Source organism: Photorhabdus akhurstii (assembly GCF_018448925.1).
Classification (GTDB): Bacteria; Pseudomonadota; Gammaproteobacteria; order Enterobacterales; family Enterobacteriaceae; genus Photorhabdus; species Photorhabdus akhurstii.
The window spans coordinates 36,874-56,832 of sequence record NZ_RCWE01000023.1 but is presented as its reverse complement, the minus strand read 5'-3'; the positions used below and the strand labels follow the sequence as shown (position 1 = coordinate 56,832).

Genomic DNA, 19,959 nt, shown 5'->3' with positions numbered 1-19,959 from the left:
ACAACGCAATAATCATCTCCTTTTTTCTTTAGTAAGAATTTCTTATTCACTGACTTAAATCCAAAATCATGATTTTCTACTGTGTAGAATTAATTAAAAAGGTGCTTGTACTCTCTCAGTGAACCTGACAGGCGCTTTTATGAAATGGAATTAATATTTGTCGGAGATAGTACAAATAAAGTTAGTTGCATAGATATAAAACTATCTGTTATTTTTTGTTCTGCGATCCCGTTATAGGGATGGTCGGTGCTGAAATTATACTCTTCCACAGATCTGTAACTTGAATATGCACATTCTGGTGATAGACTGTACCGCTGTATGTTGAACGTTGGTTCATAGATGTAATCTAATCCATACTAACGATTTGAGCCTTATTTGAGAGGATTTGAATGGCCAAAGAAATGCAAACCTTAGCGTTAGTTCCTCAAGGAAGTCTGGAGGGCTATATCCGTGCCTCTAATACCTATCCAATGCTGACAGCAGAGGAAGAGAAGGAACTGGCTGAAAGGCTGCATTACCAGGGAGATCTGGATGCAGCTAAGAAGCTGATTCTGTCTCATCTGCGCTTCGTTGTTCATGTCGCTCGTAGCTATGCTGGTTATGGGCTGCCTCAGGCGGATTTAATTCAGGAAGGGAATATTGGCTTGATGAAAGCAGTACGTCGTTTTAACCCGGAAGTTGGGGTGCGTCTGGTTTCTTTTGCCGTTCACTGGATTAAAGCTGAAATCCATGAATATGTACTGCGTAATTGGCGTATTGTTAAAGTTGCAACAACTAAAGCACAGCGTAAGCTGTTCTTTAACCTGCGTAAAACTAAACAGCGCTTAGGGTGGTTCAATCAGGACGAAGTAGAAATGGTCGCCAAAGAACTTGGTGTGACCAGCAAAGATGTGCGTGAGATGGAATCTCGTATGTCAGCGCAGGATATGGCGTTTGATATGTCTGCCGATGATGATGGTCAGGAAGGTCAACCGGTTGCGCCAGTGCTGTATCTTCAAGATAAAGCTTCTGATTTTGCAGACGGCATTGAAGAGGACAATTGGGAAAACCATGCGGCTGATAAATTATCGGTAGCGATAGAAAGTTTAGACGAGCGCAGTCAGGACATTATCCGTTGCCGCTGGTTAGATGATGACAATAAATCTACCCTGCAAGAGCTGGCGGATAAATATGGTGTTTCTGCGGAGCGTGTACGTCAGCTTGAAAAAAATGCCATGAAAAAATTGCGTGTAGCCATTGAGGCATAAATAGCGTGATTTTGCGTTAACGCATTCACAATGAATAAATTAAAAGGGCGATAATGGTTTATCGCCTTTTTTATTTCATTTTTCACAGTTGTCATCTCACTCAGTTAATTCTATGAAATATGTGTCTTGCAGGCGTTACGATCCCCATTCGCACTGGACGAAGGCTTACGGCGGTTTTTGCTAAATTGGGAGCATCGCCAGAAAAGCAAAGGCGCTGATTCAGCTCCTTTGCTCCTTTTTTACGATATTATTATGGATTGCAGCCAGCTTTTTTCGTTGCTCTATACCCCACATGTTTACGGTAAGGATCGAGATTCCATTTATCTTTGTTACGGGCAATATCCACGTGGCAGTCGAACTGATTACGCATACCTTTCGTATTGTACCAGTGTGGGCTGTTGCTGAACTTACGCTCTAGTTCTTTGAATGCCTCATTGGTTCTACCGAAGTGAAGATTGCGGCCACATTTGGTTGGCACAACCGCCAGTGTCATCTTGCCAAAGCGCTTTATCCACTTGCCCGATTCAATATACGGCCCGTGGCGGCAGTTACTGTGCCCATTGTTAGCGCTCGCAGGGAAAACAGCCATGCCGAAGAATAACACCAACAATACAAACCCTATTCTTTTCATATCACCTCCTAAATTACCCATAAATTGTGGTCAATGTGCATACCCAGTTATAATGGGCATACCCATTTATGATTATAATATTGAAAAATATTTTTTTACCATATGTACATTATGTACATTATGTACATTATGTACATTAAATGTCACACATGAAACATTGTGGATCACTCTGGTTTTATTGGATCATAATTTATCAGATCCCGCTGGCCAGTATGGTGCCTAGTCTGGCGCCACATAGGCCCTGGGCTTTTTATACACAATCTGTGGGTTTATTTTCAATGCTGGCTTTTTGCGACACTCTCTAAAGTCGAGGGTTTCCTTGCGGAGGATCTATGAAAATTATTATTGCGCCTGATTCATTTAAAGAAAGTCTCAGCGTCTTACAGGCCGCTGAAGCGATAGAGCAAGGATTTAGGGAAATCTATCCACAAGCCGAATACATTAAATTGCCGATGGCAGATGGTGGTGAAGGTACGGTTGAATCGATGGTTGCAGCCACCAATGGGAGAGTTGTACACCTGTCGGTTACTGGTCCGTTAAATCAGCCGGTGGATAGTTTTTTCGGCGTACTAGGTGATGGAGAAACCGCTGTTATTGAAATGGCGGCGGCTTCTGGCTTGCATTTGGTGCCGATGGAAAAGCGCAATCCGCTGATAACTACGACTTATGGTACCGGTGAGCTGATGTTGGCCGCTTTAAATAAAGGTGTCAGAAAGGTAATTTTAGGGATTGGCGGTAGTGCGACTAATGATGGCGGTGCCGGTATGATGCAGGCGTTGGGGGCCTGTTTGCTTGATTCTGATGGAAAAGAGCTGGAGCTTGGCGGGGCTGCGTTAAGTCGGCTTGCTAAAATTGATCTTTCTGGTTTGGATGCGCGTTTGAGACAGACTGAAATTATCGTCGCCTGTGATGTGACTAACCCGTTATGTGGTGAGTTTGGCGCATCTGCTATTTTCGGGCCACAGAAAGGGGCGACGCCAGAGATGGTAAAAGAATTGGACGCGGCTCTGCGCCATTATGGTGAGAAAATTGAATTACTGACCGGCAATAAGGTCATTGACGTACCCGGTGCAGGAGCAGCAGGGGGAATGGGCGTTCCTTTACTGGGTTGGCTGGACGCTAAATTGCAACCGGGCATTGATATTGTGATCTCCACGCTGGAATTGGAAAAGGCAGTCCAAGGCGCTGATCTGGTTATTACTGGTGAAGGCCGAATGGACAGCCAGACTATTTACGGTAAAACGCCGATTGGTGTTGCTCGTATCGCCAAAAAGTATGCTATTTCAACCATCGCATTGGTTGGCAGTATAAGTCAGAACTATAGCATCGTTCATGAGCACGGATTGGATGCCGTTTTCTCAATTATGCCCGGCGTTTGTTCTCTTTCTGATGCTCTTGCTTGCGGGCATGAGAATTTGAGGGTGACTGCCCGCAATGTGGCGGCGGTCTGGAAAATGGGTCAGCTAGAATAAGAATTTGACTTGGGGTCGTAGTAAAAACCACAGGCACTCATAAAACCTTTTAATGCCGGTTCGTTAGCATTGGAGAACTTTTCAAGGTTTAATTTCCACTGGTTAATGGTGGGATGTTGAGCTTTTATTTCATTTATCAAATATAAACCCACTCCCCGGCGGCGTGTTATTTCACGGACACATAAATCTTTAAGCAGGCCGGATTGATCACTGAAAGTCACTTTTACTGCGGCCAGTAATCTATCATTAAAACGAGCAGCGAACAGTTTATTGTCGTTTTTTAGATAGATTTGCCACTGTTCAGGTGTTTGCTGAGGCCATATTTTTTTCAGATCAATCGTATCTTGTGTTGATAAAACAGTAAGTTGTTCAATAGTTAGCTTCATGGTTTTCCCATATTAATTTTAGTTGAATAGCTCAATGGAGCGTCGTGTAACCGCTTTTATACATTACTGGAAAAATGTTTTTAACATGATCGATATTTCGAGCGAAAGATTGCTTTACTAATATTTAACCAGAATATCACACTATATTTTGTCTAAATTCCAATCAATTTTGGCGGTATTTTATTCTGTAATTAATGCTTTTAGCTACCTTGTTCATTTGATTTTAAGCATGAAATGCTATTTTAATAACATGAAAAATAAAATCTTATTCATAAAAATTACTTTATCTAATCAGCGATCACAAAAGATCACGGTTATCCCATTAGATAATCGGAGATCTAAAAGGTAAGCACAATAAATTAGATTAATAACAACACGGGGATAAATAACATGAAAGTCATAACAGGTAAAAGCCTATTAACAGGGTGTATTGTCATGATGATGAGTCACTCACTGTGGGCGCAAGAGATCAAAGTGGCGATTGTGGGGGCAATGTCTGGTCCAGTTGCGCAATATGGTGATATGGAATTTACTGGCGCCCGTCAGGCAATTGCAGATATCAATGCTAAAGGGGGCATTAATGGCAATAAGCTGGTGGGCGTTGAATATGATGATGCGTGTGACCCGAAACAGGCTGTGGCCGTCGCGAATAAAGTGATTAATGATAACATTCGTTATGTTATCGGCCACTTATGCTCTTCGTCTACTCAACCGGCATCTGACATCTACGAAGATGAAGGTGTCATAATGATTACACCAGCGGCAACCAATGCCGATCTGACAACTCGTGGCTACCAGATGATTCTGCGTACTACCGGGCTGGATTCTGATCAGGGACCAACAGCAGCGAAATATATTGCTGAAAAGATTAAACCTCAGCGTATAGCTATTGTTCATGATAAACAGCAATACGGAGAGGGGCTAGCGCGATCTGTTCTTGATAAATTGAAAAAAGCGGGAGCCAATATTGTCCTGTTTGAAGGTGTCACGGCTGGTGATAAAGATTTTTCGGCTCTGGTTGCCCGCCTGAAAAAAGAAAATGTGGATTTTGTCTATTTTGGCGGCTACTACCCTGAAATGGGGCAAATTCTGCGTCAGGCTAAGCAGTCCGGTCTGAATATTCGTTTTATGGGGCCGGAAGGTGTAGGTAACTCCTCACTATCCAATATCGCCGGAGCCGCTTCCGAGGGCATGTTAGTCACATTACCTAAGCGTTACGATCAGGTGCCGGTGAACAAAGCTATTGTTGAGGCGATCAAAGGTAAGAAAAACGATCCGACAGGCCCGTTCGTCTGGACCACCTATGCTGCTCTGCAATCTCTGGCCGCGGCAATGAACCGTACCGGTAGTATGGAACCGACTGATTTGGTGAAAGACTTGAAAGCGAATCCAGTGGATACCGTAATGGGAACACTGAGCTGGAATGCTGTTGGCGATCTAAAAGGATTCGAATTCGGTATTTTTGAATGGCATGCAGATGGTTCTTCCACTTCTGTGAAGTAAAGTCATTAGAACGGTCATCAGCGCCTGTTTGCCAGGCGCTGTTATTCCAGAGGTACAACGTATGTCGGAGCAATTTCTCTATTTTTTACAACAGATGTTAAATGGAGTGACTCTGGGTAGTACTTATGCATTGATTGCCATTGGTTATACGATGGTTTACGGCATTATCGGGATGATTAACTTCGCTCATGGTGAAGTTTACATGATTGGTAGCTATGTCTCCTTTATTGTGATTGCGGCTCTTATCATGATGGGAATTGATTTGGGCTGGTTGCTGATTAGTGCCGCTTTTTTAACATCAATTGTCATTGCTGCTGCTTATGGCTGGAGTATTGAACGAGTGGCTTACAGACCTGTTCGCCATTCCAAGCGCCTGATTGCCCTGATTTCAGCAATTGGGATGTCTATTTTCTTGCAAAACTATGTCAGCCTGTCACAAAGTTCTCGCGATCTGGCCTTACCTAGCCTGATTACCGGACAGTGGGTATTAGGTGAAAGCGATGGATTTTCTGCCAGTCTTAGCGCAATGCAACTGACCATCTGGATAGTGACATTTCTTGCCATGCTGATATTGACACTGTTTATTCGCTATTCCCGTATGGGACGTGCCTGCCGTGCTTGTGCGGAAGATCTGAAAATGGCCAGTTTGTTGGGGATCAATACTAACAGAGTGATTTCCTTGACCTTTGTTATCGGAGCGGTAATGGCCGCGGTAGCTGGTGTTTTGTTGGGGCAGTTCTACAGTGTGATAAATCCGTATATCGGTTTTATGGCAGGAATGAAAGCTTTCACCGCAGCGGTATTGGGAGGAATTGGCAGTATCCCGGGAGCGATGATTGGTGGCTTGATCTTGGGAATTTCAGAAGCCCTAACTTCTGCTTATTTGAGCACAGAATATAAAGATGCCGTTTCCTTTGCTTTACTCATTGTTGTGCTGTTGTTTATGCCCACTGGAATTTTAGGCCGTCCAGAGGTAGAAAAAGTATGAAACATGCCAATTGGATGAATGCCGTTATCGCCTCAGTCGTTTTATTTGTGTTGTCTGCCTTTATGATGGGAATGCAGTTGTCGCTGGACGGCACGAAGTTGGTCGTCCATCGTGCTGATGAAGTGCGATGGTTATGGATTGGTATTGGCTGTGCGATTGTTTTTCTGTTCCAGCTATTGCGTCCGGTTGTTCAGCAGACAATGAAGAAAGTGCCAATTAAAAGCTGGTCGTTGCCGGATTTCGATGGCTCAACTAAAAGGCAAAAGTTACTGGCAATATTGGTCATTATTGCTGCAATTGTCTGGCCGTTTATTGTCTCCCGTGGTAGTGTTGATATTGCTACGCTGACGTTAATTTATGTCATGCTAGGGTTGGGTTTGAATGTCGTGGTTGGTTTGTCGGGGTTGCTGGTACTTGGGTATGCAGGTTTTTATGCTATCGGCGCTTATACCTACGCTTTGCTGAGTCACTATTACGGATTAGGATTTTGGCAGAGCTTACCGCTGGCGGGGTTAACGGCGGCTTTATCGGGGCTGTTGTTAGGCTTTCCGGTATTGCGATTGCGAGGTGACTATCTGGCAATTGTTACCCTTGGTTTTGGTGAAATTGTTCGCATTCTACTGTTGAATAATACTGAAATAACCGGTGGTCCGAATGGTATCAGCCAGATCCCAAAACCGACTTTCTTCGGGTTGGAATTTAACCGCAGTGTGAAAGAGGGAGGTTGGGACACTTTCCACAGCTTCTTTGGCTTGAAATATGATCCCAGTGATCGGGTCATCTTCCTCTATCTGGTGGTGTTACTGTTGGTAATACTGACAGTATTTATTATTAATCGGCTACTGTGTATGCCATTAGGCCGGGCATGGGAAGCGCTGCGTGAAGATGAGATTGCTTGTCGCTCTCTTGGTTTAAGTCCAACCCGAATTAAACTGGCTGCATTTACTATCAGTGCTGCATTTGCCGGTTTTGCCGGTACTTTATTTGCTGCCCGGCAGGGGTTCGTCAGCCCGGAGTCCTTCACTTTTGTTGAATCTGCTTTTGTGCTGGCGATTGTGGTACTCGGTGGGATGGGCTCACAGACTGCGGTGATTCTGGCGGCTATTTTGTTGGTGGTTTCCCGTGAGATGATGCGTGACCTGAATGCCTACAGTATGTTGCTGCTAGGGGCAATGATGGTATTGATGATGATTTGGCGCCCGCAAGGGTTGCTACCGACAAAACGCCGTCATGTTAAATTGGAACGACCGGTACAGGGAGGAAAGCAAGCATGAGTGCAACGCCATTATTGCAAGTTTCCGATCTGACCATGCGCTTCGGTGGCTTGCTGGCGGTTAACAACATTGCCTTGAGGCTAAATCAGGGGGAAATTGTTTCTCTTATTGGCCCTAATGGTGCTGGGAAAACCACGATCTTTAATTGTCTGACCGGATTTTACTGTCCGACTAGCGGTACCATAAAGCTGCGAGAAAAGCATCTGGAAGGGTTATCTGGGCAGGCCATTGCACGTATGGGCATTATCAGAACATTCCAGCATGTGCGGTTGTTCCGAGAGATGACGGTGATTGAAAATCTATTAGTAGCGCAGCATCAGCACCTGAAAAGGGGTCTTTTTGCCGGTCTTTTTAAAACGTCGGCATTCCGCCGGGCAGAATCTAAGGCTGTAGATTGGGCCATAACTTGGTTAGAACGGATTGGTTTATTACCACTGGCAAACAGACAGGCCGGTAATCTAGCATACGGTCAGCAACGGCGTTTGGAGATTGCCCGCTGTATGGTAGCTCGTCCGCAGATTTTGATGTTGGATGAACCTGCTGCGGGGCTGAATCCAAAAGAGACAGCAGAGCTTAATGCTTTAATTGCTGAACTGAGGGAATATCATCAAGTTTCTGTATTGTTGATCGAGCATGATATGAAATTGGTGATGGGAATATCAGATCGTATCTATGTTGTTAATCAGGGAATGTCTTTAGCGCAAGGACGGCCAGAAGAGATTCGTAACAACCCGGATGTTATCCGGGCATATCTGGGTGAGGTGTATTAATTATGTTGGAATTTAATCGGGTATCTGCCCATTATGGAGAAGTTCAGGTATTACATCAGGTCAGCCTGAATATTCAGCAGGGGGAAATCGTCACTCTAATTGGTGCAAATGGCGCAGGAAAAACAACGTTGCTCAGTACCTTATGTAGTGAACCCAGAGCAACCGAAGGTTCCATAATTTTTCGTGGTAAGGAGATCACCCAATGGCCGACATCTCGTATTATGCGTGAGGACATTGCGATTGTTCCCGAGGGGCGCAGAGTGTTTGCTCGTATGACAGTGGAAGAGAATTTGGCAATGGGCGGCTTTTTTGCTGATAGGACTCAGTATCCGAAGCGCCTTGAGCGGGTTTATGATCTATTCCCGCGTTTACAGGAAAGGCGTCACCAGCGGGCTGGAACGATGTCCGGTGGTGAACAGCAAATGTTGGCAATTGGTCGCGCTTTAATGAGCCAGCCACAATTATTGTTGCTGGATGAGCCTTCATTGGGGTTGGCGCCGATAGTGATTATTCAGATTTTCGATACTATTCAGCAGTTGAGGGAAGAGGGGATGACAATCTTTTTGGTTGAGCAGAATGCAAATCAGGCGTTGAAATTGGCTGACCGAGGATATGTATTGGAAAACGGTAAGATTGTACTGGAAGACAGTGGGTCTGCATTATTGGTTAATGAAGCTGTGAGAAATGCGTATTTGGGAGGATAGAGACGTATTCTTTTTCACAGGAAGGGAAGTAAGATGGTTGATTATCCTCGTAGTACTGGGAAGGTTGTTTTTTCCCAAGGTGAGGACGCCATTAATAATGCTTTAAGTTTGGTATTAGTTGGGGTCGGGGCAACGAGTGTGGTTTCAAATGCCTTGAAACCCGCCCTTATTTTTTCTGGGTTTTTTTGTCATATTTTAAGCTATATAGTTTATTGGTGGAGTAATGAAAGGTCAATTAATTGTATTTAGTATATTTGAGTAGCTAAAATCTACAGTCAAAATTATTTTTCTATTATTAAGCTAACTTTCTTTCATCAGAAAGAGAATGATTTTAAGAAAGTTCATCTGTTATCTTGTAGAAGATATAATCAATTGGTAATAAAAATATTATTGATGCGGATATGGCAGAAATATATTTTGTTGTCATTTTAACGTTGTGAGTGAATTTGGTGAATTATTATATTTCACCGGATAAAGGTAAATTTGTAAAATAAAGAATAGAATTATATAGCGCTATAGTAACCAATATTAATATTATAAATTCAGGTGAATAACATAATGGTAATAATTTCTATTTAAATTTTTTATATATGTTTTTTATATGTATTTTTTATATATCATATAATTTCAATAACTCTTAAATAATAGTAATTTAATTGAAGCAGAGCGTTGACATGAAATATATATCTGCTATAGTTTTTTATTATCGTGGTTTGTTTCAGATATGTCTCATTAATGACATTAATTATAATATGGATATCTTATTGTTCTGGTGAGTTATTGTGGTATGTAAAGTCCACATAATATATTGGGGAATTAAATTTCAAAGGTAATAGTGGTTCTATAATGGTTAAAGAGTATCTTTAATTAAGTGGTAATACTGTGTTCTGAAAATATTTATATGTAAGTTGAATGAGTCTTATTTAAATTTGAATGAGGAAAATAAATATGTCTAGAATAACTATTGTTGTTGATTCAGATGAACAGAAAGCAGAAGTTTACTCTAATTCCCCTGTTCCAGTATATAAAGACTTAAATGCAGTTGGTCCTTTGAGTGAACTGACTATATCACCTCATGCTAGTGTGGAAGTATTTAGAATAGATACGCCAATAATTCCAGAATCCAGAAAATCTCTGAGAGTTGTTAATACAGGGCTAGCAAATAGTGTTACGGCTAAATTTTACTGGTCTCATAGTTTTACCTCTGAATGGTTTGAGTCTGGTTCGATAGATGTAGGATTAGGAGAAGATAAGGTATTAAATGTGCCTAGCAACTCCTTTTATTATAGTAAATTTGTTATCTATAATAACTCGGATAAAGTTGCTTATGTGACGGCAAATTTGGTCTAAACATCTTATCTTAATTGAAGGGTTTCATTATGCAGACAGAAAATGTTTTAGACATAAGAACCATTGTAGCTAATGAATATGCGGTAAAAACGAGTGCATTAGAGTGGGATGTTACTGACATTGTAAAAAATGCAATCATAGGGGGAATCTCTTTTATACCCTCAGTTGGCCCTGCTATATCTTTTTTAGTCGGTTTATTCTGGCCTCAATCGAAAGAAAATATATGGGAAGGGATTGTCAAACAAATTGAAAGGATGATAGAGGAGTCTGCGTTAAAGACGATTAAAGGTATCCTTGCAGGTGATATTGCATATATACAAGAGCGGATGGCAACCGTTGCTGATCTTCTTGATAAGCACCCAGGATCAGAAGAAGCGAGGAGTGCTTTTAATAACCTGGCAGAAAATATAGACGGTTATCACAAAAAATTTAATAATTTTTCCGATGATGTTAACTATCAGATATTACCCATGTTTTCTACTACGGTTATGATGCAGATAACATATTGGGTTGCTGGTTTAGAGAGAAAAGATGAAATTGGGCTTAGTAATATCGATATTGAAAAAGTCCGAGGATTAATTAAAAAGACGGTAGAACAGGCTAATAGCTATATTAATAATATATATGATAGAGAGTTAAATGATGCTCTTAATAACTCGACGGCTGATACTGTTGCAAATAATGTGATGTCTGTTCATGGTCACTGTCGTTTACATGGAATTGAATATATCAGTATTTGGGATAGATTAAGTGAAGCTGAGTCTGTAAATAATAGAATCTATGTTGATGTTTTAAGTTATTCTACTTTCTTTGACCGTCAAACAGCAAAAGCCAGAATTCAGGCATTGACTCCAGAGAAAGATATGACTCCACCTCTCAAACCGGCTCTTAATGGAGGAAAAAGAAGAAAGATAGATTCGTTAACGGGACATATTGTGCGTATTGGCGGGGCAGCGAGGGTCGGAGGTCTGACAGTTGTATTTGATGATGGTAGTCGCCATCAATTAGGTACAATATCTGGTGAGACGTCATCTATTTCTCTGAATGGTAGTCGAATTACCAGTTTGGAAGTATGGGGCAATGGTGCTGTTGATCAAGCGGTCTTTACTTTGAGAGATGGTCGTTCATTGTCATTAGGTTCTCCTGGAACATCTCGGTATAGGAAATTTCATGTCGGTGAAAGCCACTATATTGCAGGGATATATTTGTCCAGTGATTACAGCCCATTAGCCGGTCAGGCAGCAAATATTGCTGTATCTTATCAACTGATAAATGACGATGAAAAATAATAGCTTTTAATAAGTATATTTTATATACGTAGAATGTTATTAGCTTTTATTTAATTATCTTCTTTATTTGATACATTTGCCGGCATCTCTGTTCATATGGTGAATCATGCTTTTGATGTCGGCAATTTTTGTATATTATCTCAATAACTATTTACTTTAATAACTATTTACTTCAATAACCACGTTCCTTATAAGCAAACATATATTCCCTTGGGGATCGACCGGTCATTTTTTTGAAAAAGAGGATGAAAGCGCTATCACTGGAAAACGCTAATTCATTAGCGACAGATGACAAATTTCCCTGTTTTGCCAGTAATTCTATAGATTTGATCAAACGCCACTGTTGCCGCCACTGCTGGTAACTCAATCCTGTTTCTCGGCGAAATATCCGACTGATGGTTTTCTCACTGGCGCCGATATTCATGGCAAGTATTTTGAGTGGTGGTGGCAGTGTGGTCAGAGGAATACGGGCCAAACGACGGTCGAAAGGGAGCGGTAATAATGTCGGTTCTCTTTTTGCCAGATGGATTTCGTCAAGGCAGACGGCCAATAGGTTAGCAGCAGCTCCATGTAACCAATCTGTATTAAAGGGAGCCAGCGCTATTCGTTCTAATACTGCGCGTAACAGAGGTGTAACTTCCAATACCTCAACGTGTTCCGCTAAGTATCCGATTTGATTTACATCCAGATAAATTGAGCGGTATCCGACGGATTCTTTTATTTCTGCTCTATGAATAATACGCGGTGGAATCCAGGCAACCCGAGTTGGTGGAAGTATGCATAGGTGATCTGCCAGGGTGATATTAATGCACCCTTGTTGGGTAAATAATAATTGCCCCATTTCATGTTGATGAAATCCTGAGTCATGATGACCTAGTTCGGCTGCAATCCCCACTACCGGTACTCCAAGGCTATCAGGATCAAAACTATCATCACGAGAAAGCCATGTCATATTTATGTCCTATTTAATAAATAAATTGTCTTTATTATTATAATGTGACAACTGATGGAGTGCTAATTTACGCTTATTGTCTAACTGATTAAGAAAAATACAATGCAACGTAAAATTGGACTTGTACTGGCAACAGCGTTAATGATGTTTCCACAAATTGTAGAAACCATCTATAGCCCGGCGTTAACCGATATCGCAAAGGAATTTAAAGTGAGTGCCGAACAAGCCGCTCAAACTTTATCTTTATATTTTTTTGCTTTCGCCATCGGTGTGGTGATTTGGGGACGTTTGTGTGATCTCATAGGAAGACGGCCAACGATATTGAGTGGATTATTACTCTATAGCGGTGCTTCATTAGTGGCATTACTGAGCCGTCAGTTTGAGCTGTTATTGGCGGCCAGAATGTTATCTGCATTTGGGGCCGCAGTGGGCTCGGTAGGAACTCAAACAATAATGAGAGATTCTTATCAAGGAAGTGAATTAGCTCGCGTGTTTTCTATCATGGGCGTAGCTTTGGCAGTAAGTCCGGCAATTGGCATGATAAGTGGTTCTATTTTGGTGTACTTCTGGGGATATAAAGGCGTTTTTTTGGGTTTGTCTTTACTCGCGGTATTACTGTCGGGTTGGGGTGCTATTTATCTGCCTGAAACCCGTCCGGTAGCAGTGGCGATAATACCACTCACAAGTACTTTACTTATGATGCTCAAGGATATGGCAATTTGGCGTAATGCCCTGTTGATAGCCCTCTTTAACCTATGTTTGTTCAGTTATTACCAATTAGCTCCATTTAATTTTGAACGGTTAGGATTCTCTCCTGAGATGTTTGGTTACACAGGATTATTTTTGGCATCGGGAGTAGGCATTGGTGCTTGGTTGAATAAACTCTTGCTCAACAAACAGTGGAATTCATCAAATTTAGTGTTTCTTGCTTCTGTTATTGTTCTGATTGGTGGTGGATTGATGATGGTTCTGGAAGATACTTGGTTGTTTATTCTGCCTATGATTTTGATTGTTGTGGCCTACGGAATTGCAATTCCTAACATCCTGGCTTCTGCATTGATTAATTATACGGATAGATTGGGAACAGCAGGAGCATTATTGGGTTTGCTATATTATTTGATGTTAGGCACAGGTCTTGCGCTAGCGGGTTGGAACCAACATCTTGGTGTTGTCTTGATATGTTGTGGTTGTTTTATCTTATTGTTGGCTGTAACCAATTACTTCATTTTAATGAAAGCTGAGAATAACCTATCAGTTACGGAATGACCTGACATTGGGAAGATTTGGAATTATGGTAAACCAATCAGGCAAAAGAAAGGTTTAATGCAGATTTTATAATTGCCAGGCAACTAAATAATCTGCATTTTATTGCGTAAGGCCCCCAAAATTCGGCATTACTTTTTTTGTTTGGCAAAAAAGGCACTTTACCAAGAGGTACAGCGCCTTTTTTAATGAACTAACTTTAGTAATTAGTTCATGCCATATTTTTTCAATTTCTTACGCAGTGTGCCACGGTTGATGCCCATCATCAGGGCAGCGCGTGTTTGGTTGCCACGGGTGTATTGCATCACCATGTCCAACAATGGCTGTTCCACTTCAGCCAATACCAGCTCATACAGATCATTAACATCTTGACCATTTAATTGAGCAAAATAGTTCTTCAGTGCTTGTTTAACTGAATCACGTAAAGGTTTTTGAGTTACCTGATCTTGTGAATTTACAGTAGCAACGGTTAGTACGTCAGAATTTACGCGTTGTTCGAACATAGTTCTGTCAGCTCTTTTCTTTATATTACGCAAAATTTTCGAAATATGCCCCCAACACCTCCAGCTGTTCGCTGGCATCCTCTATGGTGTTGAATGTGCGCCGGAACTGGTCATCAGGAGCATGTTCCCGGAGATACCAAGATACATGCTTACGTGCGATACGGGCTCCCTTGCCTGGACCATAAAAGTCGTGCAATTCCCGTACATGCTCGTTCATCAAATGCTGTACTTCGCCAATCGGCATCGGTGACAGCAGTTCTCCTGTTTCCAGATAATGCTGGATTTCCCGGAAGATCCAGGGTCTTCCCTGAGCAGCGCGGCCTATCATCAGGGCATCAGCCCCGGTGTATTCAAGCACTGCTCTGGCTTTAAGCGGGTCAGTAATGTCACCATTGGCAATAACCGGAATGGCAACAGTCTGCTTAACTGTCCGAATATTGTCGTACTCTGCCTCTCCGTTAAATAAGCAGGCACGAGTCCTGCCGTGGATCGTCAGAGCTTGAATACCACAATGCTCGGCCAATTGGGCAATCTTTACACAGTTTTGTTCTTCTGGCGACCATCCAGTGCGAATTTTTAGCGTAACAGGAACATCTACTGCGTTTACAACGGTAGAAAGAATTTTTTCCACCAATTCTGGGTAACGCAGTAAAGCTGAACCTGCCAGCTTACGATTCACTTTCTTGGCTGGACACCCCATGTTGATATCAATGATCTGAGCACCATTAGCGACATTAATCTTCGCTGCTGCTGCCATTTCATCAGGATCACTCCCAGCAATTTGCACGGAACGAATGCCCGGTTCGTCACTGTGAACCATACGTAGCCGGGATTTGTCTGTCTTCCAGACCTGTGGGTTGGAAGAAAGCATTTCCGATACTGTCATACCTGCACCCATTTTGTAACATAGCGACCGAAACGGGCGGTCAGTTATGCCAGCCATTGGGGCCGCAATAAGACAGTTTTTCAGCTGGTATTGTCCGATACGCATAAACGAAGAAAGAGTGGCCATACTGTGACTGCAAGGGCGCGTATATTACGCATTTTTCGCAAAATATGAAAGGCCAAACTTTGAGCAAATCGTCATTTGTTACAACTTTTTTCCAACTTTTCTTCTGGGATAAACATAATTATTCATAAATAACATGGTGTTATATGTTATTGGTAAAGTTTATCACTTAGGATATTTCTATCAGCAAGTTTACTGATAGCACGGATTACCATCAGTAAGTGATCAAAATTCACACTTGCAATAGTATCAAAATAAAATAATTTTAATTTGTTACTATCTTTACCCCAGATATCCGACACCACTCTTCCTGCTCCGCAACAGGATCGATTGCGAATTTATCAGTATAGGCATGAATAACACTTTCTGCCTGATTTGTTAAAATACCCGATAGACCTAGCAAACCACCCGGTTTTGGTAATGCGCCAATCACAGGGGCGAGTTCACGCAGAGGGCCTGCCAAAATATTAGCAATTACTACATCAGATTCAAGATCAGTTGGTGTATCTTTCGCCAAATATAGCGTTAAACGCTCCAGAACGCCATTACGTTCAGCGTTGTCTCGGCTGGCCTGAATAGCTTGTGGGTCGATATCTATGCCAATAGCGTGCGTTGCACCGAGCTTTAGCGCAGCAATTGCTAGTATGCCGGAACCGCAACCAAAATCGATAACCGTTTTACCTTCCAGATTGAGACTGTCCAGCCATTGCAAGCATAATGATGTGGTTGGGTGAGTGCCTGTACCGAAAGCCAGTCCAGGGTCCAGCATAACGTTGACTGCGTTTGGGTCCGGGACATCGCGCCAGCTTGGACAAATCCACAAGCGCTTGCCAAAACGCATTGGGTGGAAGTTATCCATCCATTCACGCTCCCAATCTTTGTCTTCCAATTGTTCGATTTTATGAATAAATCCTTCACCCAACTCAGGAACTTGTTCGAGCTGGCTGATCACAGCTTTCATATCGGTTTCAGCATCATACAATCCGATGACATCGGTATCTCCCCATAAACGGGTCTCGCCCGGTAAGGGTTCGAATACAGGATTATCGTGGCTGTCTTGAAAGGTGACTGAGACTGCGCCATTTTCCATCAGAGTATCTCCAAGGGATTCAGCGAGCTGTCCTGTGGTATTTAATCGAAGTTGTATCCAAGGCATAAAAAATTTTCCTTTAATGAGGTCTGAGCGCTTTTTGCGGTAATCGCTGACCGAGAGTATTGCCCATCCAGAAAGCCAACAGGCTAAGTAGCAATGATGGCACGATCGGGTGGAAGCCCAATAGATGGATATTGAAACTCGCGAGCAAAGTATAGCTTGTTGCCCCTGTAATCATTGAACTGATAGCGCCATAGGCATTGGCTTTTTCCCAATACAGGCCCAAGATTAATGGCCAGAGAAATACGGCTTGTAAGCCACCGAAAGCTAATAGATTCAGCCAGATAATCATCTCGGGTGGGCGCCAGGCGGCTAAAAGTAGCAACAAACCAAGAATCAGGGTAGAAAAACTGGAAATCCGAGCCAATTTTTTTTCCTGTACGATTTGTTGTGGAAACAAGTTTAGGTAGAGATCTTTGACGATTGTTGCAGAAGATTGCAGCAGTTGTGCATTAATTGTGGACATAATGGCGGCCATCGGCGCGGCCAAGAAAATTCCAGCAGCGAATGGCGGCAATACAGTGATCATCAGTGTTGGGATCACCTGATCGGGAATGGTCAGATCAGGAATAATGGCTCGACCAATTGCGCCAGCTAGGTGCATACCAAACATCAGGATTGTCATGACGATGGTTCCGATGATAATCCCACGATGAACAGCTTTGCTATCGCGGTAGGAGATGCAACGGACGGCGGTGTGAGGCAACCCAATTACCCCAAAACAGACCAGTACCCAGAACGATGCCATGAAAGGCCCGTCAAGGATATGGTCAGCGCCTTGTGGGGAAACCAATTCAGGATTGATTGCGCGTAATGTGGTAACTGCTTCCGACAGACCGCCTGCCTTATAGATAATCGCTACCAGCAGTAGAACAGTGCCTAACAGCATTACCAGCCCTTGTAGGGCATCATTGAGGACACTCGCTCTAAACCCTCCAAATGCGGTATAGAGAGCGATAGAGATACCGAAAATCATTAATCCGGTGCCATAAGGGATACCCGCAGCCGTTTCCAGCAGGCGTGCGCCGCCAATAAACTGAACGGTCATCGCGCCGACAAAAGCGACTAAAAGACTGAGGCTGGCAAACCAAACCAGAAAACGACTGCCGTAACGGGCATACAACATGTCATTAAGGGTAACGGCATTATAGCGACGAGCGAGAATGGCAAATTTCTTACCTAACACTGCCAAGGAAAGCCATATTGCCGGCAACTGAATCAGCGACAGTAATACCCATCCCAGACCATATTTATAGGCTGCTCCCGGTCCACCGATAAATGAGCTGGCGCTGATATAGGTGGCGGTAATGGTCATTGCCAATACAAAACCGCCCATTGAACGGTTGCCAAGGAAATACTCAGTCAGAAAGGAGCCTTTCTGGTGGTGTCGATAAGCGTAAACTGACAGCAGAAATACCAATGCAAGATAGCCAAGCAGAGGTAAGATAACTTCACTTTGCATTCTCATCCTCCAGCGGGACTTCTTTGAAAATAAACTTCACCATTAACCAGCAGAAGATAATGAATACAACTGGTAGTAACAAACATGCCATTTCAAACCAGCGAGGTAAGCCGGTGACACCGGGATCACCACTGGGTAAATAGGCTGTCAATAGCCAGCCAATAAGGTAAGCGAGCGTTAGGAACACTGCCCAAAGGGCTTCTTTATGGGATTGAACAAATCGTTTGTCCATTCGTTCTTCCGGCAATTAAATAAGATGGGAAGAGAAGGATTGTACGGCAAGATGCGAATTCATTCAGGAAAAATGTGATAGCTTGTCAAGCGAGAGCGTTGCTGGCGGGAAAATTTGGGGAGAAGGTATTCTTAACATGGCGGCCATCTCCGTCGGGTGAACGGAATTTAATTAAAGCAAAGCGCCGGATAAAAAAACAGCGCTTTGTCAGTAATCCGAGCAGGCTATGTCCATATACAGCCCATATATGGACTCATTGGTGATTTGGGTATATTCTTTCATTGGGAGTTGTATATCATTATTGGAGAACGCTATGACCCTATTTACTTCGCCACGCATAACTACAGTATCAGCATTCAAGAAAGAACTGGCTTCTATGGATGTTTCCGACCCCGTAATCGTCACGCAAAATGGAGAACCTCTCTACGTGGTTCAAGATCCTGTTCAGTTTGAAATGCAGCAGGAGCAGATGGCCCTGTTACGACTGCTATCTTTTGCTGAAAAGGACGTGCAAGCAGGCCGAACGGTTTCATCTGCCAACCTTAGGGCTGGGCTGAAAGGATTGGTTGATGAGATTTGAGTATTCTTTTGCATTCCGGGACCAACTTCATGATCGGTTCTACTATTTGGCAAGACATATAGGCCAAGTCGCTACTCAAGAGCTTCTTGATAGTTTCATTGCTGGATTTGAGGGAAGGGTAAACGACCATCCTGAAAGCACTCCATTATGTATAGAAGCAGCAGATCTTGGTCTCACCACTTATCACGATTACGTTGACTCCAAACTCCAGTTGAGAGCTATTTACCGTTTTTCTGAGTCAGAAGGTATCGTTTATCCATTACTGTTTTTAAGTACCAAGCAAAGTATTAGGCAGGCGCTTATTCAATACTGCCTACGCCAGTGACTGCTCCCCGCCGCCTGTAATTCTTTCGCGCCCTTGCGCTGGATGTTGATCGTTGCGTTGATATCACGATCATGTTCGACACCACAGCAAGGATAATCCACAGTAGAAGTTTTTAAAATCCCGATAATGTGACATATGAAAGGCAATCACGATGGTCGTATTGCCATGTCGATCTCAAATTCTGGATGTCCGACCAGAAGCCAGAGAGTCACTTCTTGTTCAGCTTTTGCCAGCGCTGGTACACCTTGATAGCGCTTTCATCCTTCTTTTGGATCATGGGCAAGCGGCGTTCCTCGATGGGTTTAGCGTACTCTGCGTAGAATGTATCCAGCTCGAAGTACTTGCGATCATCCTTGTAGAATGGTGCGTAGTCTTCGCGTGTGGTGATGTAGATAATCTGTTTCGGGCTACAGTAGTAGAGCGAGCCTAGGCACATCGGGCAGGGGCTGGCGAGAATGTAGATATCGCAGTCGGTCAGGTGCTCGGTCCCGAGCTTCTTGCACGCTTCTCGTACAGCCAGGATTTCCGCGTGTGCGGTCGGATCGCAGGTCTGTGCTACCAGATTCGGGCTTTCAGCGATGATGTCGCCGTCACGTACGATCACGGTGGCGAACGGCCGACCTCCTTGCTCCACATTTTTCATCGCAAGGTCGATAGTGCGTTTTACAAAATTCATAGGAAAAACCTCATTAAAAATAGATTGAATCAAAGCGTGGTTGCAGACTCAGAGAGTTCGTGCTGGAATTTCAGAAAGCCTTTGATGATCTCTTTCATGGTTGATCTCTGTGTCGTGTAACGAAAAGATGGATTGAAGATTACTTTCGGATATCCATAAGGTAAAAGACTGATTTATTATGCACTCCATA

At 43.0% G+C, this 19,959-nt stretch carries 22 protein-coding genes; 13 read left to right on the top strand and 9 right to left on the bottom strand.

Going from position 1 to position 19,959, the window contains the following annotated elements:
* Positions 1–389 precede the first annotated feature (389 nt).
* Positions 390–1,247 (top strand): RNA polymerase sigma factor RpoH, encoded by an 858-nt coding sequence (gene rpoH / locus EAE93_RS18980; RefSeq protein WP_036776026.1) that lies wholly within the window; start codon positions 390–392, stop codon positions 1,245–1,247.
* Between the two features lie 250 nt (positions 1,248–1,497).
* On the opposite strand, the gene EAE93_RS18975 is transcribed toward rpoH, so the two are convergent.
* Positions 1,498–1,878, bottom strand: a complete 381-nt coding sequence (locus EAE93_RS18975; protein WP_052105782.1) for a DUF2599 domain-containing protein — start codon at positions 1,876–1,878, stop codon at positions 1,498–1,500.
* 332 nt (positions 1,879–2,210) lie between these two features.
* Here EAE93_RS18975 and EAE93_RS18970 point away from each other — a divergent pair, with 332 nt between their 5' ends.
* Positions 2,211–3,350: a glycerate kinase gene (locus EAE93_RS18970; protein WP_214040317.1), complete on the top strand. Its 1,140-nt coding sequence runs from the start codon at positions 2,211–2,213 to the stop codon at positions 3,348–3,350.
* Here the strand turns inward: EAE93_RS18970 and panM are convergent.
* Complete coding sequence (panM, locus tag EAE93_RS18965; RefSeq protein WP_110091355.1) at positions 3,338–3,736, bottom strand: aspartate 1-decarboxylase autocleavage activator PanM; 399 nt, start codon at positions 3,734–3,736, stop codon at positions 3,338–3,340. The genes EAE93_RS18970 and panM overlap by 13 nt on opposite strands.
* 390 nt (positions 3,737–4,126) lie before the next feature.
* Between panM and EAE93_RS18960 the strand changes: the two genes are divergently transcribed.
* From EAE93_RS18960 to EAE93_RS18925, 8 genes are all read left to right on the top strand, one after another.
* On the top strand, positions 4,127–5,239 hold the full coding sequence (locus tag EAE93_RS18960) for a branched-chain amino acid ABC transporter substrate-binding protein (protein WP_110086366.1): 1,113 nt from the start codon (positions 4,127–4,129) through the stop codon (positions 5,237–5,239).
* Positions 5,240–5,300: 61 nt separating this feature from the next.
* Entirely contained in the window at positions 5,301–6,227 is a 927-nt protein-coding gene (gene livH / locus EAE93_RS18955; RefSeq protein ID WP_214040316.1) for a high-affinity branched-chain amino acid ABC transporter permease LivH, read from the top strand.
* On the top strand, positions 6,224–7,501 hold the full coding sequence (locus EAE93_RS18950) for a high-affinity branched-chain amino acid ABC transporter permease LivM (RefSeq protein WP_214040315.1): 1,278 nt from the start codon (positions 6,224–6,226) through the stop codon (positions 7,499–7,501). The genes livH and EAE93_RS18950 overlap by 4 nt, the downstream gene beginning before the upstream one ends.
* Positions 7,498–8,271 carry a high-affinity branched-chain amino acid ABC transporter ATP-binding protein LivG gene (gene livG, locus EAE93_RS18945; protein WP_214040314.1) on the top strand — a complete coding sequence of 258 codons (774 nt, stop codon included), beginning with the start codon at positions 7,498–7,500 and terminating at the stop codon, positions 8,269–8,271. The genes EAE93_RS18950 and livG overlap by 4 nt, the downstream gene beginning before the upstream one ends.
* A 2-nt stretch (positions 8,272–8,273) precedes the next feature.
* On the top strand, positions 8,274–8,975 hold the full coding sequence (livF, locus tag EAE93_RS18940) for a high-affinity branched-chain amino acid ABC transporter ATP-binding protein LivF (protein ID WP_036809342.1): 702 nt from the start codon (positions 8,274–8,276) through the stop codon (positions 8,973–8,975).
* Positions 8,976–9,008: 33 nt separating this feature from the next.
* A complete protein-coding gene (locus tag EAE93_RS18935; protein ID WP_214040313.1) occupies positions 9,009–9,224 on the top strand; it encodes a hypothetical protein in 216 nt (71 codons plus the stop codon).
* Positions 9,225–9,923: 699 nt separating this feature from the next.
* Complete coding sequence (locus EAE93_RS18930; RefSeq protein ID WP_110091358.1) at positions 9,924–10,325, top strand: hypothetical protein; 402 nt, start codon at positions 9,924–9,926, stop codon at positions 10,323–10,325.
* A 29-nt stretch (positions 10,326–10,354) separates the two neighbouring features.
* Positions 10,355–11,614: an insecticidal delta-endotoxin Cry8Ea1 family protein gene (locus tag EAE93_RS18925; protein WP_214040312.1), complete on the top strand. Its 1,260-nt coding sequence runs from the start codon at positions 10,355–10,357 to the stop codon at positions 11,612–11,614.
* Positions 11,615–11,786: 172 nt separating this feature from the next.
* On the opposite strand, the gene EAE93_RS18920 is transcribed toward EAE93_RS18925, so the two are convergent.
* Positions 11,787–12,566: an AraC family transcriptional regulator gene (locus EAE93_RS18920; RefSeq protein WP_214040311.1), complete on the bottom strand. Its 780-nt coding sequence runs from the start codon at positions 12,564–12,566 to the stop codon at positions 11,787–11,789.
* Between the two features lie 102 nt (positions 12,567–12,668).
* Between EAE93_RS18920 and EAE93_RS18915 the strand changes: the two genes are divergently transcribed.
* Positions 12,669–13,832: a Bcr/CflA family efflux MFS transporter gene (locus tag EAE93_RS18915; RefSeq protein WP_214040310.1), complete on the top strand. Its 1,164-nt coding sequence runs from the start codon at positions 12,669–12,671 to the stop codon at positions 13,830–13,832.
* 203 nt (positions 13,833–14,035) lie between these two features.
* Here EAE93_RS18915 and fis read toward each other — a convergent pair whose 3' ends face one another.
* From fis to EAE93_RS18890, 5 genes are all read right to left on the bottom strand, one after another.
* Complete coding sequence (gene fis / locus EAE93_RS18910) at positions 14,036–14,332, bottom strand: DNA-binding transcriptional regulator Fis (RefSeq protein WP_010847912.1); 297 nt, start codon at positions 14,330–14,332, stop codon at positions 14,036–14,038.
* 25 nt (positions 14,333–14,357) lie between these two features.
* Positions 14,358–15,323, bottom strand: coding sequence for a tRNA dihydrouridine synthase DusB (gene dusB / locus EAE93_RS18905; RefSeq protein WP_036776082.1), 966 nt, complete (start codon positions 15,321–15,323; stop codon positions 14,358–14,360).
* Positions 15,324–15,606: 283 nt separating this feature from the next.
* A complete protein-coding gene (gene prmA / locus EAE93_RS18900; protein WP_046395114.1) occupies positions 15,607–16,497 on the bottom strand; it encodes a 50S ribosomal protein L11 methyltransferase in 891 nt (296 codons plus the stop codon).
* A 13-nt stretch (positions 16,498–16,510) separates the two neighbouring features.
* Positions 16,511–17,956 (bottom strand): sodium/pantothenate symporter, encoded by a 1,446-nt coding sequence (gene panF / locus EAE93_RS18895; RefSeq protein WP_214040309.1) that lies wholly within the window; start codon positions 17,954–17,956, stop codon positions 16,511–16,513.
* The gene (locus EAE93_RS18890) at positions 17,946–18,188 is read right to left on the bottom strand and encodes a YhdT family protein (protein WP_214040308.1); all 243 of its coding nucleotides are present in this window, start codon (positions 18,186–18,188) and stop codon (positions 17,946–17,948) included. Before EAE93_RS18890 ends, panF begins: the two co-directional genes overlap by 11 nt.
* Before the next feature lie 313 nt (positions 18,189–18,501).
* Between EAE93_RS18890 and EAE93_RS18885 the strand changes: the two genes are divergently transcribed.
* Together EAE93_RS18885 and EAE93_RS18880 are read left to right on the top strand one after the other, a co-directional pair.
* Positions 18,502–18,768: a type II toxin-antitoxin system Phd/YefM family antitoxin gene (locus EAE93_RS18885; protein WP_228998715.1), complete on the top strand. Its 267-nt coding sequence runs from the start codon at positions 18,502–18,504 to the stop codon at positions 18,766–18,768.
* On the top strand, positions 18,758–19,093 hold the full coding sequence (locus EAE93_RS18880; protein WP_214040307.1) for a type II toxin-antitoxin system RelE/ParE family toxin: 336 nt from the start codon (positions 18,758–18,760) through the stop codon (positions 19,091–19,093). Before EAE93_RS18885 ends, EAE93_RS18880 begins: the two co-directional genes overlap by 11 nt.
* A gap of 208 nt (positions 19,094–19,301) precedes the next feature.
* Here the strand turns inward: EAE93_RS18880 and EAE93_RS18875 are convergent, their stop codons facing one another.
* Positions 19,302–19,769, bottom strand: coding sequence for a nucleoside deaminase (locus EAE93_RS18875; protein ID WP_214040306.1), 468 nt, complete (start codon positions 19,767–19,769; stop codon positions 19,302–19,304).
* Between the last annotated feature and the right edge of the window lie 190 nt (positions 19,770–19,959).

What these genes read in the sequence shown, in the direction of transcription:
- prmA (WP_046395114.1), bottom strand. Translation starts at nt 16,497, where the DNA reads ATGCCTTGGATACAACTTCGATTAAATACCACAGGACAGCTCGCTGAA.
- EAE93_RS18930 (WP_110091358.1), top strand. Translation starts at nt 9,924, where the DNA reads ATGTCTAGAATAACTATTGTTGTTGATTCAGATGAACAGAAAGCAGAA.
- EAE93_RS18970 (WP_214040317.1), top strand. Translation starts at nt 2,211, where the DNA reads ATGAAAATTATTATTGCGCCTGATTCATTTAAAGAAAGTCTCAGCGTC.
- EAE93_RS18920 (WP_214040311.1), bottom strand. Translation starts at nt 12,566, where the DNA reads ATGACATGGCTTTCTCGTGATGATAGTTTTGATCCTGATAGCCTTGGA.
- panF (WP_214040309.1), bottom strand. Translation starts at nt 17,956, where the DNA reads ATGCAAAGTGAAGTTATCTTACCTCTGCTTGGCTATCTTGCATTGGTA.
- EAE93_RS18880 (WP_214040307.1), top strand. Translation starts at nt 18,758, where the DNA reads ATGAGATTTGAGTATTCTTTTGCATTCCGGGACCAACTTCATGATCGG.
- EAE93_RS18950 (WP_214040315.1), top strand. Translation starts at nt 6,224, where the DNA reads ATGAAACATGCCAATTGGATGAATGCCGTTATCGCCTCAGTCGTTTTA.
- EAE93_RS18885 (WP_228998715.1), top strand. Translation starts at nt 18,502, where the DNA reads ATGACCCTATTTACTTCGCCACGCATAACTACAGTATCAGCATTCAAG.
- EAE93_RS18890 (WP_214040308.1), bottom strand. Translation starts at nt 18,188, where the DNA reads ATGGACAAACGATTTGTTCAATCCCATAAAGAAGCCCTTTGGGCAGTG.
- dusB (WP_036776082.1), bottom strand. Translation starts at nt 15,323, where the DNA reads ATGCGTATCGGACAATACCAGCTGAAAAACTGTCTTATTGCGGCCCCA.
- EAE93_RS18935 (WP_214040313.1), top strand. Translation starts at nt 9,009, where the DNA reads ATGGTTGATTATCCTCGTAGTACTGGGAAGGTTGTTTTTTCCCAAGGT.
- livF (WP_036809342.1), top strand. Translation starts at nt 8,274, where the DNA reads ATGTTGGAATTTAATCGGGTATCTGCCCATTATGGAGAAGTTCAGGTA.
- EAE93_RS18925 (WP_214040312.1), top strand. Translation starts at nt 10,355, where the DNA reads ATGCAGACAGAAAATGTTTTAGACATAAGAACCATTGTAGCTAATGAA.
- EAE93_RS18960 (WP_110086366.1), top strand. Translation starts at nt 4,127, where the DNA reads ATGAAAGTCATAACAGGTAAAAGCCTATTAACAGGGTGTATTGTCATG.
- rpoH (WP_036776026.1), top strand. Translation starts at nt 390, where the DNA reads ATGGCCAAAGAAATGCAAACCTTAGCGTTAGTTCCTCAAGGAAGTCTG.
- EAE93_RS18915 (WP_214040310.1), top strand. Translation starts at nt 12,669, where the DNA reads ATGCAACGTAAAATTGGACTTGTACTGGCAACAGCGTTAATGATGTTT.
- livG (WP_214040314.1), top strand. Translation starts at nt 7,498, where the DNA reads ATGAGTGCAACGCCATTATTGCAAGTTTCCGATCTGACCATGCGCTTC.
- EAE93_RS18975 (WP_052105782.1), bottom strand. Translation starts at nt 1,878, where the DNA reads ATGAAAAGAATAGGGTTTGTATTGTTGGTGTTATTCTTCGGCATGGCT.
- fis (WP_010847912.1), bottom strand. Translation starts at nt 14,332, where the DNA reads ATGTTCGAACAACGCGTAAATTCTGACGTACTAACCGTTGCTACTGTA.
- EAE93_RS18875 (WP_214040306.1), bottom strand. Translation starts at nt 19,769, where the DNA reads ATGAATTTTGTAAAACGCACTATCGACCTTGCGATGAAAAATGTGGAG.
- livH (WP_214040316.1), top strand. Translation starts at nt 5,301, where the DNA reads ATGTCGGAGCAATTTCTCTATTTTTTACAACAGATGTTAAATGGAGTG.
- panM (WP_110091355.1), bottom strand. Translation starts at nt 3,736, where the DNA reads ATGAAGCTAACTATTGAACAACTTACTGTTTTATCAACACAAGATACG.